Origin of the sequence: Arthrobacter sp. UYEF21 (genome assembly GCF_040546085.1) — a bacterium.
Taxonomy (GTDB): Bacteria; Actinomycetota; Actinomycetes; order Actinomycetales; family Micrococcaceae; genus Arthrobacter.
In genome coordinates this window covers 244,894-257,973 of the sequence record NZ_JBEPNF010000003.1, presented here as the reverse complement: position 1 = coordinate 257,973, position 13,080 = coordinate 244,894, and the positions used below count along the sequence as shown (strand labels likewise).

The following is a 13,080-nucleotide window of genomic DNA, read 5'->3' as shown; positions in this document are numbered from 1 at the left end:
AAGGCCGGCCCCTTTCCAAGACAAGGAAACCGGCCTCGGGCCGTTACGGCTCAAACCTGAGGAACCCTCAAACAATTACCGACCCACGCACCTAGCCGCTACCCGCATGACAGGACCGGCTTCCCACCGTCGGCTAGGCTTCCCTGATGACCGCCGCCCTGACTTGCATCTGGCCACTGTTAGCACTGCAGCTGACCACACCCAGGCTGGTGCTGCGCCCCATCACCGACGACGACATTCCAGCCGCCGTCGCGGCGGCAGCCAGCGGAGTCCACGATCCCGCCATGAACCCCTTCAGCACCCCGTGGACGGAACTCCCCGCGGACACGCTGGGCACCAACATGGCGCAGTGGTACTGGCGCTGCCGCGGCCAGGCCACCCCCGAGGACTGGACTCTCCTCCTGGGCATCTGGCACGAGGGCCAATTCATCGGCTGCCAGGACATCGGTGCCAAGGACTTCGCAACTCTCAAGACCGTCAGCACCGGCTCATGGCTCAAGCACTCCGTCCACGGCCAAAGACTGGGCAAGGAGATGCGCGCCGCCGTCGTGCTCTACGCGTTCGACTGGCTGGGAGCCGAAGTCGCCGAATCGGAAGCCGCCGCCTGGAACGCCGCTTCCCTGGGCGTGTCCCGTTCCCTCGGCTACGAACTCAACGGCATCACCCGCCAGTCCTGGGGCGGCACCATGCGGGAAGTCCAAAAGGTCAGCGTCACCCCGGCAACGTTCAAGCGCCCCGACTGGACCCTCAAGGTGGAAGGCCACGAGCCGGCGGCGAAGTTTCTGAAGGTGACCTGATCGCACGACGCGGGCCCCGGGCCTTCTCGTAGGAGCGCATCGCGGCGCATCGGTCGCCGTAGGTCGCCCAGCGACCGGAGGGGTCCCCATACGACGTGTCTAAGCGACGGGGAAGGACCGTGGCCCGACGAACCAGGCCACGGTCCCGTACACTCCCAGGCCTAGATCTCGGCCCCTTCCAGCAGCTCCGTGACCAGGGCTGCGATGGGTGAGCGTTCGGAGCGGGTCAGGGTGATGTGGCCGAAAAGCGGGTGTCCTTTCAGGGTTTCGACGACGGCGGCGATGCCGTCGTGCCGGCCCACACGCAGGTTGTCGCGCTGGGCGACGTCATGGGTGAGGACGATTTTGGAGTTCTGGCCGATGCGGCTCATCACGGTGAGCAGGACGTTCTTCTCCAGTGACTGGGCCTCATCAACAATGACGAAAGCATCGTGCAGGGAGCGGCCGCGGATGTGGGTCAGCGGCATGACTTCCAGCATGCCCCGATCCATGACCTCTTCCACGACGTCCTGGCTGACCAGGGCGCCCAGGGTGTCGAAGACCGCCTGCGCCCAGGGATTCATCTTTTCCGATTCCGAGCCCGGCAGGTAGCCGAGCTCCTGGCCGCCGACGGCGTACAGCGGGCGGAAGACGATCACCTTGCGGTGTTCGCGGCGTTCCAGCACCGCTTCCAGGCCCGCGCAGAGGGCCAGCGCGGACTTGCCGGTGCCTGCCCGCCCGCCGATGGACACAATGCCGACGGCGGGATCCATCAGCATGTCGATGGCGAGCCGCTGTTCGGCCGAGCGTCCGTGCAGGCCGAACACGTCACGGTCGCCCTTGACCAGCCTGACCTGCTTGTCAGCGCCCACCCGGCCCAGGGCTGAACCCCGGTTGGAAAGCAGAACCAGACCGGTATTGACCGGCATTTCTGCGGCAGCCGGGATGAAGACCGGCTCGTGGCCGTAGAGGGTGTTGATTTCGTCCTCGCTGGCTTCCACCTCGGCGATGCCTGTCCAGCCGGAATCGCGCACCAGTTCGTTGCGGTACTCGTCGGCAGTGAGGCCCATGGCGGAGGCCTTTACCCGCATGGGCAGGTCCTTCGAAACCACGGTGACGTTCCGGCCCTCGTTAGCCAGGTTCTTAGCCACGGCAAGGATGCGGCTGTCATTGTCGCCACTGCGGAACCCGAGCGGAAGCACCTCAGCGGAGATGTGGTTCAGTTCCACCATCAGTGTGCCGCCGTCGTCGCCGATGGGGATGGGCTGGCCCAGGCCGCCGTGCTTCACCCTGAGGTCATCGAGCAGCCGGAGCGCCTTGCGGGCGAAGTAGCCCAGCTCGGGGTCGTGCCGCTTAGCCTCAAGTTCCGTGATCACAACTATGGGAACAATAACCTCGTGTTCGGCGAACCGGAGCAGCGCCCGCGGGTCCGAAAGCAGGACGGAGGTGTCAATAACGAAGCTGCTGATGGTGGCATCCCTTTCGGAGACAGCAAAACCGGCCGCAGCTTTCTTGGCCGCACCGGTTTTTGTGGTGGCTCGCGTGGTGCGAGAGGTAGCTTTCTGTCCCTCGGAAACGACCTCGGGCAGTTGTTCAGAAATAGCCACATCGACTCCAGCCCCGGGAACATGCCCGGAATTGTTATTGGTGAGGCGGTTCGGCCTGAAGGCCGGACTCGGCCTCCCATACAACCGGTGCGAAAATCCGCTCCATGTACTGGCCTCCCCGAACAGCCGGCGGTTTTGCCTGCTGATGGTTACAACGTAAATCCATGCCAAGTAGTTTCCGGAACCATCGCGCGGCGATTCTTGTTGCCGGCTTGTGAATTCAAGATTAACGGCCCGACGCCGGCGCACCGGCCGGATGCGCACCGCACCCCGGCGCCCTGCTCCGGTGCCGAACCGCCCGGCTCAGGTGCCGAAGCGTCGCTGCCGGCCGGCGTAGTCGCGCAGGGCCCGCAGGAAGTCCACCTTGCGGAAAGCCGGCCACAGGGCCTCACAGAAGTAAAATTCGCTGTAGGCGCTCTGCCACATCAGGAACCCGGACAGCCGCTGCTCACCGGACGTCCTGATCACCAGGTCCGGGTCGGGCTGGCCGCGGGTGTACAGGAAGCGGGAGATATCGTCCACGGAGAGGTCGTCCGCGAGCGCTGAGATGTCAGTGCCCTTGGCGACGGCGTCGTGCAGGAGTTCACGCACGGCGTCGACAATCTCCCGGCGTCCGCCGTACCCCACCGCAACGTTGACGTGGATTTTCTCGTGCACGGGCGTCCTGGCCGTCAGCTTGTTGAGCCGGTCCGCCAGGTAGTCGGGCAGGAGCTCCGGGGCGCCCATGGCGTTCACCGAGATATTGGCATCCTCATCGAGGCGGTCCAGGGTGTTGGCGATGATCCCCATCAGGAGATCCAGCTCTTCGGACGAGCGGCTCATGTTGTCCGTTGACAGCATGTACAGCGTGACCACTTTGACCCCAAGTTCCTGGCACCAGCCGAGGAATTCATGGATTTTGTCTGCGCCTGCCTGGTGGCCCTGGCTGGTGGGCGCATTGAACTGTTTTGCCCAGCGGCGGTTGCCGTCCACCATGACGCCGATGTGTTTGGGAATGCGGCCCCCCGCCATCTCCCGGAGCAGCCGCCTCTCGTAGAAGCCATAAAGGAACCCGCCCAATTCCACGAGATGACTCACCTGACTTCCGTTGCTGATCGACGGCATTGCACATCCTAGGCTACCGTCCGCGGGCGGGACCGATGCGCCGCGACGGGCTTCGGAGACCGTCACATATTGTTACCTGTGAGTAACTTAATCTGCGAAGGATATTCTGGAGGCATGAAAAGCCAGACCCCCGACGGCCGCCGGGCACCAGGCTCGGACGGCGGCCAGAGCCGTGTTGATGCCGCCGCGGTCCGGCTGGCCGAACTCCTCACGATCAAGCCCAAATGGCGTGGCTGGATCCACACTGTCGCCGCACCACTGGCCCTCGCAGCCGGCATCATCCTGGTGGCCGTGGCCCCCACCACCGACCGAAAAATCGCCTCGGCCATCTACGCCGCCACCGGCGTCCTCCTCTTCGGCATCAGCGCCATCTATCACCGTGGCAACTGGTCCCCCGCCGCCAAAATTGTCCTCAAGCGCCTTGACCACACCAACATCATGCTGGTGATCGCCGGCAGCTACACACCCCTGGCGTGGTCCCTGCTGGAGCAGCCCAAGGCCGTCCTGCTGCTCTGGGTCATCTGGTCCGGCGCGATTCTGGGCGTCCTCTTCCGGCTGTTGTGGACGGACGCCCCGCGCTGGCTGTACGTACCCATCTACATCGCTTTGGGTTGCGGATCGCTTTTCTACCTGCCGGAATTCTTCGCCGCCAGCGTACCGGCGGCCATCCTCATCTGCGTCGGCGGAGTGCTGTACATCACCGGCGCCGTTTTCTACGCGCTCAAGAAGCCCAACTTCAGTTACAAGCACTTCGGCTTCCACGAGCTCTTCCACGCCCTGACCGTCCTCGCCTTCGGCGCGCACTTCGCGGCGATCCTCATCGCCGTCCTCAGCTGACTGGACCCTGCCCCGCCATCAGCAGGAGCCGCGCCCGCAGGTCTGCCGGCGTGTCCACAGGATGTTCACACACCATGTTCCGGCACAAATAGGCCAACGGCGATCCTCCCGGACCAGCCGGCCTGCCTGCCAGCAGGGGTACAGGCTCCCCACCCGAAGGAGCGTCCGACGGCGGAACTTCCGCGCCGCCGTCGTCCACCACCGCTATCACCAGGCCAGGGCTGGCAGATTTCAGCAGTTCGCGGTGCAGTGCCGTCCTTTCAGGACTGTGCGGTCCGACGACGGCGGCCTCCACCGGGCCCGCGAGGGCCGCCTGCGCGGTCGCCAGAAGCCAGCCAGCCGCCCGCGGCGCCCGGCCCGCCAACGGAGGCAGGAGCGCGAGTACCTGGCCGGCGAGTTCGCGGTGCACCGCGGACCCAGAGAGGGCTCCGTAGCTGAGCAGAACCCCGGCAAACGCCGCGGCGCCGCTGGGGGTGGCGTTGTCGAAAGGGTCGAGTCCGGCCTGGCCGCCCTGCGCCGCCCGGACCTGGCCGTCTCCCCCGGCGTTGTCCACCAGGCGTCCGGCCACCACAAAACGGCCGGTGGCCGCCTGCACCAACTGTTCGGCGAAGCGGTACCAGCGAGCCCGGCCAGTGACGGCATAGAGGGCAAACATCCCGTCGGCGCAAAACGTGTAATCCTCGAGCAGCCCCTCAATCCCCCGGGCGGTCCCAGCGTGCGAAACCCTGACCAGCCCTGAAGTGGCCGGCTGCCAGTGGACACGTTCAAGGTAACCGGCGATTGACTCGGCCGCGGCCACCAAGTCTTCCCGGCCCAGCACTGCTCCGGCTTCTGCGAGGGCAGCAACGGCGAGCCCGTTCCAGCCGGCCACCACCTTGTCGTCACGGGCAGGCTGCGGCCGCAGGTTCCTGGCGGCCAGCAGTGTGGGGCGGGCCCGGCGCCACAAATCCTCTTCGGCAGGGTCCAGACGCCGGGCCGGGTGCAATGGCGAACCGTACGCCGAGACGGTACCTTCCTGGCCCACATTCATCAGCCGGGCAACGGCTGCCCCGTCGGCGGCGCCCAGCGCCTTCCGCAGGCCCTCGTTGGTCCACAGGTAGCTGGCGCCTTCATGGTGTTCACCGTCCATCACCGAATCGGCATCGCGGGACGACGCGAGAGCCTCCGGCTGCCGCACGCCAGCGCCGACTCCGTCACCCTTAGCGCCGGCTTTGCTGTCCTCGCTGTCCTTGGGGCCGAGGCCGAGGGATTCCAGCAGCCATTCAGCGGTCAGCGCGGCCACCTCCGCCGCTTCCGGCGCGGGGAATACCTCGTTGCCGCCCAGGCGTACCCAGTGCACATAGTCGCGAAGAAGCTGGGCGTTGTCGTACAGCATCTTTTCAAAGTGCGGGACTGACCAGTCACGGGTCACTGAGTACCGGGCGAAGCCGCCGTCCAACTGGTCAAACACCGCCGATCGCGCCATGGCCGCCAGCGTCCGGCCCGCCATGTCCCGGGCGGCGTCAGCGGTGTCCGAGGGAACCGCCGCGTGCCTGATGAGGAACTCCAGCACGGCCGACGGCGGGAATTTCGGGGCGGCGCCAAAGCCGCCGTCGGCCGCGTCCTCGGAGCGGGCCAGGGCTGCCACGGCTGCAGGAAGCAGTTCAGCGTCCAGCATGGGTGGTGGTCCGGACACCGTGACAGCGGCCGAGAGCTGCGCATCGCCCAGGCTTTGCGCTAACGATTCGGCGTGCTGTTCCACCGCGTTGCGCCGTTCCTGCCACGCTTCCTGGACTGCTTCGAGCACTTGCCGGAAGGAAGGCCGGCCTGGCATTGGCCGCGGCGGGAAGTAGGTTCCGGCATGGAAGGCGAGTCCTTGCGGAGTGAGGAAGACGGACATCGGCCACCCACCCTCGCCACTGATGGCCTGGGTGGCGGCCATGTAAACGGCATCAACGTCGGGACGCTCTTCCCGGTCCACCTTGATGGCCACAAAGTGCGCGTTCAAGTAGTCGGCGGTTTCCTGGTTCTCGAACGACTCGTGCGCCATCACGTGGCACCAGTGGCAGGCCGCATACCCGATGGAGAGGAACACCGGGACATCGCTGGCGGCTGCGGCGGCAAAGGCCTCCGCGCCGAACGGCTGCCAGTGCACTGGGTTGTCCGCGTGTTGGCGGAGGTAGGCGGAGGGTTCAGCGCCGAGGATGTTGGTTGCGCCCTGGAGGCCGGATGGAACAGAGCCACGGCGTTCGTTCATTGGTGTACATCCCTTCACATTGGGACAACCGACGGAACCGGCGCTCCCGATGCGTGCATTTCGTTCGCTCCGCTGGCCGACTTGGGCAGGGCTCCCCACCGCGGGAAACCGGGCCTGCAATTACAGTCTACGGAAGTTGTCTGAGCCCGCGTGGACCCCAGGCGCCGCATGGCTTGCGTTGGTTATCACAGCACACCGGCTCTACCCCACCGCACTTACGCATGCACGCACCACGGGTAACAACGTGATCTACTGCGTTTCGGTGGCGGCGTTTTGTGGTCTCGCGGTGTTGTGCAGCTTCCGGACGCGGGCCTTGATGTCGGAGCAATCCAAAGCTTTAGGGCCGGGTGCTTTCGCGCGCAGAGGCCGCAGCCTTGCCGCCGCCCAGCAGTATGCGGCGCGCCAGTGCCAGGCTTACTCCGAAACTGACGGCCGGCAGATAGGCGCGTGTGACGGCATTGCCGATGGTGGGCAGGGCGGCCGCGTCGGGGTAGAGCATATAGAGCGGCTCATAGCGGGGCTGGAATTTCGATTTGAAAGCCAGAAGGGACCTGAACCCGTAGATCGGTTCAAGTGTTGCGCCCAACCAGTTAAGCATCCGTTCGAGGCCTCCAGCACCAGGGGGGGCCGCCGTCGTTGGCCGGGGGGCCTCGGCGCTCGCCCACGCCAGAGGCGCCCCAGAGAGGCTGATGAACTCATAGCCATCCTTTTTGAGGCTGAGTACGGCGGAAGCTATGAGAGATTCGGTGGCGGGGCGGAAGCCGCTGCTGCGGCGACGCATAAAATCCAGCGTCCAGCCAATGACGCTTCCGTTCCGGTAGACAGGCAGCCATGAGGCGAGAGCATGCACAATGTGACGATCGTCGATGGCGAGAAGGCACCGCACTTCCAGGTCCTTCAGTTCATCCAGGCTCCCCAGAGTAAAGCCCATTTCCGGTATCTTCTTATCTGCAACCCATTCTTCGGAAATCTCCTGGATCTGTGCTTGCAGGGGCAGTGGAGCCGTGCTGTAAGTTATCCATTCGGCGCGCATACCCGCTTTTGCCGCATTGTTCATCGCGGTACGGACGTCCTGGAACTTCTTCCCCTCGAATGACACTGAGTCCAGGGAAAGAATTGTCTCCTGTGCAATCTGCACCGAGCCCCATCCGACCGATACCGCCTGGTCGCGCAGTGTCCGGTCCACAGAGTAGAAGCACGGGCCGCGGTCATGACCAACAACAGTGTCTGCACCAGGGGGCACTCCTTTCATGGCCGGACCCCGGAGTTCCAGCCCGGTCAGGACCACGTCCCGGACCAAGGCGTTGACTATCCGCGTATCCCTGCTTCGTGATCCTCGCGGACGCGGACCGTCAAGGACTCAACAGACTTCCATGTGTATTCCTCTATGACGGCGGCCAGGTGCCGGCGAGGGCGGGGAGAGAACCATTGCTTGGAAAGGTTTCCACCTCATAGGCACTCCCTAGTAAACGGCTAGGCGAGGCTTTTGAACACGAGTAAGCGATACTCGTTTCCTCGCGGAAGCAACACTTGCTTATGCCCTTGGCTAAGTCTTTTGGGCTGCCAAGAGCGGGCATCGCCACGTCTGGTGGCTGAATCTGAGGCGTTGTCGTTCAAAGAGGTGGGCTCGGCTGCCGACAGGTGCCGATCCGCTCGGCCAGGGACACGACGGTCCCCCGGACCGCGCAGACAAGCCACCGAAAATTCGCCCCGTCACCGGCGCCGGGAAGGCGGTCGCCGAACTCCGGCGGACTCTTCAATACATGTCCTTGCAGTGGCGGGCCCTATGGGGCCGCTGGAGTTCGGCTCGCTCTAGTCCTTGGTGTCGGAGCCGTCCTGGGCCCGGAGTTGGCGGCGGTTCTTCGCAGGATGCCGGACGGCTTCAGCTTCAATGTCCGCTGCCTCGGCCGCTGCCTGACGTTCCTCCTCCACCTGGCCCCGGTAACGGACCCGGCGGATGCGCCGGACCATGTCCACGATCAGCAGCGTGGTGGCCAGCACAAAAAAGGCAGTCATGATGAAGCCCCACAGGCCCGGGGTGATCTGGTCCTCGGAGATACCCTCGCGCAGGCCGGGCGTGGGCAGGGGCGAGGGCGTGGTGGACAGTGCGAGGAGCAAGTGATGCACAGTTTAACTTTCTATGGAAACTGATGGCAGCCGGAGACAGTATCCGCATCCGGGTCCGCGGGAACCCGGATCATCCCCGGCTTTTCTACGCGGCATAGAATAATCTGCCGCATCTATCTTAGCCCGGCGAAAAGGTCCTCCTCAGGGGAGGACGCGGGAACCCTCGACTCGATCAGCGAATAGTCTTCCCACGGCCACACCCGGCGCTGCATCTCGGCGGACACAGCGAAGAAGAACCCCAGAGGGTCCACCTGGGTGCGGTGCGAACGGAGGGCGTCGTCGCGGGCCTCGAAAAAGTCACCGCAATCGATCTGCGTGGTGGTGGCATGCACGCCCGGCGGCGGGGTGTGGCCCTCGGCGTCCGTTTCCAGCCACGCAGCAAGCCGCTCGGCGTAGGGAGACCGCAGCCCGGCGTCCTCCAGGGCGAAGTGCAGTGCACGGAACCGCTCCGGGCTGAAGGCCCTGTCGTAGTAGAGCTTGCTGGGTTCCCAAGCCGGTCCCGTGCCTGGATAGCGGGCCGGATCGCCCGCCGCCGCAAAGGCTTCCACTGCGACCCGGTGGGCCATGATGTGGTCAGGGTGCGGGTATCCCCCGTTTTCGTCGTAGCTGATGATTACTTGCGGCCTGAAATTGCGGACCAGACGCACCAAGGGAGCAGCGGCGCGCTCCAGCGGCTGCACAGCGAAGGAGCCGGCCGGCATGGGCGACAGCGGGTCCCCCTCCGGCAGTCCCGAATCCGTAAACCCCAGCCAGCGCTGCCTGATGCCCAGCACCTTGGCCGCCTGCTCCATCTCCAGCCGCCGCGCCCCGGCCATGTCCCGCTTGGGATGGGCTTCCCCCTCCACTGCGGGATTCTGGATATCGCCGCGGGATCCGTCGGTGCACGTGGCCACCATGACTTCGACGCCGGTGGCGGCATACATGGCCATGGTGGCCGCGCCCTTGCTGGACTCGTCATCCGGGTGCGCATGGACGGCGAGCAGCCGGAGCGGAGCCGGGGAGTGAGTGGACGCTGTCATCGGCGGACGGCTCCTTATTCTTGTGAGGCTGCCGCGGCGGCCTCAGGGTGGGCTTGCTGACGGACTTAACGGCTGCTGGACTTAACTGGCTGCTGGATGGATCGGATATTGGACGAAACCGGGCAGTACGGGGATGCCCGGACCGGCCGCATGATCCGTTCGGACAGGCACGGTCCGGATCCGAACTAAACTGGACTGGTGACTACCCAGGATCAGCCCACCGTGTTCCCTCCTGCAGGCACTAGCCTAGCCAATCGTTATGGCAGTCAAAAGCGGCCCCTCCCTCGCGGGGCCAAGCGCGGCATCGCGGTGGCAGCCCTGGCTGCCGGGGTAGGTTTTATGGCCTGGGTCTCCACGTCCTCCGTTGGCTCTCATGTAACGTTCAAGGACATCGGCTACAGCACCATCGATGCCACCCAGGCAGAGATTGATTTCCAGGTCACCCGGGAGCCGGGCTTGGCCGTCAAATGTGCGGTGAAAGCGCTGGACTCCAAGTTCGCCGTGGTGGGCTGGAAAGTGGTGGACGTCCCGCCCGTGGTGCCGGGCAACAGTGCCGACGGTGGCCGGACGGTGTCGCAGCGCTTAACAGTGCGGACGGAGTCGCTTTCCGTTTCCGGAGTGGTGGATAGTTGCTGGGTTCCGGGCAGCAATAAGTAACAGCATGTGATCTGCGCCGCTTCCGCGTTGGGTTATCTCCACAGTTTTGACTACAATGAATCAATACCCTTTACCCCGCTGAGCTGGTTACTGAGTTCCACAAGTGGCCACGTGGCGGGGTCTTTTGCATGTATGACCATTAGGAGAAGTCCGTGTCTACCACCAACAGCGCGCCTGCAGCCTGGCTCACCCAGGAAGCTTTTGACCGCCTGAAGGCAGAGCTGGACCACCTTTCCGGCGCTGGCCGCGCGGAGATCGTCCAGAAGATTGAATCTGCCCGGCAGGAGGGCGACCTCAAGGAAAACGGCGGCTATCATGCGGCCAAAGAAGAGCAGGGAAAGATTGAAGCCCGGATCCGCCAACTGACGGCGCTTCTGCGCGATGCCCATGTCGGGGAAGCCCCGGCTGATGACGGCATCGTCGAGGCCGGCATGCTTGTAGTTGCCAAGATCGCGGGCGACGAAGTGACTTTCCTGCTGGGGTCCCGCGAAATCGCCGGCGACTCGGATCTGGACGTATTCAGCGAGAAGTCACCCCTCGGCGCCGCAATCGTCGGCCACAAGGAGGGCGAGACGCTCAGCTACACCGCTCCGAACGGCAAGGACATCACGGTGGAGATTCTCTCCGCCAAGCCCTACACAGGCTGACGCGCAGGTTCGCTCGCCTTAACCTCACCAACGCCGGCCCCCGTCAGGGGGCCGGCGTTTTGCGTTGGGGCGCCGGCACCTGAGAACGCGGCCCCCGGGCCACCCCCGAGAGTTTTTGTCCACTTATTGGGACTTTGGCGGCCCGAACGGGGCATTATCTGGACAAAAACTTAGGGGCCGACGGCGGCGGAGGTCTGCGCTGGGATGGTTAGCGGCCGCTGGCGTTCTTGGGGCGCAGCAACAGGGCTGCGCCTACTCCGCCCGCGGCTCCGCCGAGGTGCGCCTGCCAGGAGACGAAGCCGCCCATGATGGGCAGCACCCCCAGCAGGATGCTGCCGTAGACCATGAAGAGAACGACAGCCAGGAGAATCTGCCGCCAGCTGTGGTTGAAGAACCCACGGACCAGGAGGAAGGCGAACAATCCGAAAACCAATCCGGAGGCCCCCACGGTGATCCCGCCGTCGCCGATCAGCCACACTGTCAGCCCTGAACCCAGCCAGCTGAACGCCAGGGCCGTCAGGAACACCCGCAGACCGGAAAGGAACACCAGGAAGCCGAAGATGACCAGCGGCAGGGCGTTGGACAGCAGATGGTTCAGGTTGGCGTGAAGCAGCGGGAACGTGAAGATGTCCAGGAGCCCTTCCGCAGACCTTGGCCGCAGCCCAAACGTCCTGTTCAGGGCATGCAGGGTCAGCATGTTGATCACTTCGATCACAAAGAGCAGGGCAACAAAGCCGCCGGAGACCAGCAGCCCGCCCTTGGCACGCGAGGCTGTGGTTTGCCGGCTCCTTGGCTGGCCGTCCCCCAAGGCATCCAACATGGCCGCTCCTAATGCACAACTATCGGCTGGAAACCCTCGGCGCGGAGGGCGCCGAGGACCTGTTCGCAATGTTCGTGGCCCTTGGTTTCGAGGTTCACGGTGATGGAGACGTCGCCCATACTGATGGAGCCGCCCACGCGCGTATGGTCCAGCCCCGTCACGTTGGCGTCGTTCTCGGCAATGATCCGGGCGATGGTGGCCAGCGAACCAGGCCGGTCATCAAGCATCATCCGCACGGTCATATAGCGGCCAGCGGCGGACAGGCCGCGCTGGATGACCTTAAGCATGAGCATCGGATCGATGTTGCCGCCCGACAGGATGACGGCCGTTGTGCCGGGGTTTTCGATCTTCCCGTCCATCAGCGCGGCAACCCCCACGGCCCCCGCAGGTTCGACTACCAGTTTGGCCCGTTCGAGCAGGAAGATCAGCGCGCGCGCCAAGGAATCCTCGCTGACGGTGACCACGTCATCCACGAGTTCACGGATGATACTGAACGGCAGCTGGCCGGGACGGCCCACAGCGATGCCATCGGCCATGGTGGAGACTTTCTTCAGCGGAACCAGGGCGTCAGCGGCCAGCGACGGCGGATAGGCCGCTGCGTTCTCGGCCTGGACACCGATGATCCGGATCTCACGTCCCAGCTCCCTGGCCCGCGCCTTGACGGCTACGGCAACACCGGCCAGCAACCCGCCGCCGCCCACGCCCATGAGAATGGTGTCCACGTTTGGGATCTGCTCAAGGATTTCCAGTCCGACTGTTCCCTGGCCGGACACCACATCCACGTTGTCGAAGGGGTGCACAAACACCATGCCGGACTCGTCGGCGTAGCGCTGCGCCTCGGCCAGTGCCTCATCCACATTGTGCCCGTGCAGGACCACCTCAGCGCCGTGGCTGCGGGTGGCGGCAAGTTTGGGGAGCGCGACGCCCAGGGGCATGTAGATGCGGGCTTTGATGCCCAGGCTTTTCGCAGCTACCGCCACGCCCTGGGCATGGTTTCCGGCCGACGCGGCAACCACACCACGTTTTTTCTCCTCGGGTGAGAGCCTTGCCATCCGCACGTACGCACCGCGGACCTTGAAAGAGCCGGCCCGCTGCAGGTTCTCGCACTTGAAAAAGACCTCACCGCCCACCATTGTGCCGAGGGCCCGCGACGATTCCACCGGTGTCCGCGTAATAATCCCCTCGAGCAGCTTCTGCGCCTCCAGGACATCGTCCAGCGTGACGGGAAGGGTTTCGAGGGTGTTCACGGA

At 64.7% G+C, this 13,080-nt stretch carries 12 protein-coding genes; 4 read left to right on the top strand and 8 right to left on the bottom strand.

Translation table 11 applies throughout. The features are described from left to right. Positions 1–146 precede the first annotated feature (146 nt). Positions 147–797, top strand: a complete 651-nt coding sequence (locus tag ABIB27_RS05985; RefSeq protein WP_354253676.1) for a GNAT family N-acetyltransferase — start codon at positions 147–149, stop codon at positions 795–797. Between the two features lie 161 nt (positions 798–958). Here ABIB27_RS05985 and phoH2 read toward each other — a convergent pair whose 3' ends face one another. Together phoH2 and ABIB27_RS05975 are read right to left on the bottom strand one after the other, a co-directional pair. Beyond that, on the bottom strand, positions 959–2,383 hold the full coding sequence (phoH2, locus tag ABIB27_RS05980) for an RNA 5'-3' helicase PhoH2 (RefSeq protein WP_354215143.1): 1,425 nt from the start codon (positions 2,381–2,383) through the stop codon (positions 959–961). Positions 2,384–2,686: 303 nt separating this feature from the next. Continuing rightward, positions 2,687–3,448, bottom strand: coding sequence for an isoprenyl transferase (locus tag ABIB27_RS05975; RefSeq protein WP_354215350.1), 762 nt, complete (start codon positions 3,446–3,448; stop codon positions 2,687–2,689). Between the two features lie 153 nt (positions 3,449–3,601). Between ABIB27_RS05975 and trhA the strand changes: the two genes are divergently transcribed. Then, complete coding sequence (trhA, locus tag ABIB27_RS05970) at positions 3,602–4,324, top strand: PAQR family membrane homeostasis protein TrhA (protein ID WP_502909124.1); 723 nt, start codon at positions 3,602–3,604, stop codon at positions 4,322–4,324. Here trhA and ABIB27_RS05965 read toward each other — a convergent pair. The 4 genes from ABIB27_RS05965 to mca all read right to left on the bottom strand — a co-directional run bounded on the left by ABIB27_RS05965 (position 4,317) and on the right by mca (position 9,706). Then, on the bottom strand, positions 4,317–6,560 hold the full coding sequence (locus tag ABIB27_RS05965; protein WP_354215142.1) for a thioredoxin domain-containing protein: 2,244 nt from the start codon (positions 6,558–6,560) through the stop codon (positions 4,317–4,319). The genes trhA and ABIB27_RS05965 overlap by 8 nt on opposite strands. Before the next feature lie 337 nt (positions 6,561–6,897). Beyond that, complete coding sequence (locus ABIB27_RS05960) at positions 6,898–7,812, bottom strand: bifunctional lysylphosphatidylglycerol flippase/synthetase MprF (protein WP_354215348.1); 915 nt, start codon at positions 7,810–7,812, stop codon at positions 6,898–6,900. A 560-nt stretch (positions 7,813–8,372) separates the two neighbouring features. Then, the gene (locus ABIB27_RS05955) at positions 8,373–8,687 is read right to left on the bottom strand and encodes a hypothetical protein (RefSeq protein ID WP_354215141.1); all 315 of its coding nucleotides are present in this window, start codon (positions 8,685–8,687) and stop codon (positions 8,373–8,375) included. Positions 8,688–8,800: 113 nt separating this feature from the next. Continuing rightward, positions 8,801–9,706: a mycothiol conjugate amidase Mca gene (gene mca / locus ABIB27_RS05950; protein WP_354253675.1), complete on the bottom strand. Its 906-nt coding sequence runs from the start codon at positions 9,704–9,706 to the stop codon at positions 8,801–8,803. Between the two features lie 198 nt (positions 9,707–9,904). On the opposite strand from mca, the gene ABIB27_RS05945 reads away from it, so the two are divergent. After that, entirely contained in the window at positions 9,905–10,363 is a 459-nt protein-coding gene (locus ABIB27_RS05945; protein WP_354215139.1) for a DUF4307 domain-containing protein, read from the top strand. Between the two features lie 152 nt (positions 10,364–10,515). Beyond that, a complete protein-coding gene (gene greA / locus ABIB27_RS05940; protein ID WP_354215138.1) occupies positions 10,516–11,010 on the top strand; it encodes a transcription elongation factor GreA in 495 nt (164 codons plus the stop codon). A 208-nt stretch (positions 11,011–11,218) separates the two neighbouring features. Here the strand turns inward: greA and ABIB27_RS05935 are convergent, their stop codons facing one another. Both ABIB27_RS05935 and ilvA read right to left on the bottom strand, forming a co-directional pair. Further along, positions 11,219–11,830, bottom strand: a complete 612-nt coding sequence (locus ABIB27_RS05935) for a rhomboid family intramembrane serine protease (protein WP_354215137.1) — start codon at positions 11,828–11,830, stop codon at positions 11,219–11,221. Positions 11,831–11,838: 8 nt separating this feature from the next. Then, positions 11,839–13,077, bottom strand: coding sequence for a threonine ammonia-lyase (ilvA, locus tag ABIB27_RS05930; protein WP_354253674.1), 1,239 nt, complete (start codon positions 13,075–13,077; stop codon positions 11,839–11,841). Positions 13,078–13,080 lie beyond the last annotated feature (3 nt).